Annotated in this window: 2 protein-coding genes; both read left to right on the top strand. The window is 39.0% G+C overall.

The features are described 5' to 3' along the window. Positions 1-232: hypothetical protein (locus BTA35_RS17435; protein WP_369126258.1), on the top strand; the 232-nt coding region annotated here is incomplete at its 5' end. Between the two features lie 38 nt (positions 233-270). Next, positions 271-390 (top strand): tail assembly chaperone (locus BTA35_RS18880; RefSeq protein ID WP_202931332.1); only part of this gene is annotated, 120 nt, incomplete at its 3' end.

Below are 390 nucleotides of genomic sequence, written 5' to 3'. Positions count from 1 at the left end.
GATCATCGATAAACTGAAAAAAGACACCGATGGCAAGAAATTTGAAGCAAAGTATATGCATGCGCTAATTTCTAACTATGAGGAAACGGCGGCTGCAGAAGATAACGTAGAAGTAAGTCTTGAGTATGCTGTTCAAATGGTCCATCAAGATGGATTTGCTACTTTGACTGCTGAACAAGAGAAACAAGTGCAGTATGCGTTTGAGGATACAACGCCGAAAACAGGTGGATAGGTAGCCTAAACTACCTTAATTTTTAGGAGGAAAAATTAATGGAACAGACGATTAATGGAAAAGATTACAAATTTATTTTTGGCTTTGGATTCATTCAAGAGTTGAACCGTCGCTATTCTGTAACGGAGCAAGGTATGACGGTGAAAATGGGCTTGGAT

Origin of the sequence: Oceanospirillum linum, assembly GCF_001995095.2 — a bacterium.
GTDB lineage: Bacteria > Pseudomonadota > Gammaproteobacteria > Pseudomonadales > Halomonadaceae > Oceanospirillum > Oceanospirillum linum.
This window is presented reverse-complemented; position numbering and strand designations above follow the sequence as displayed.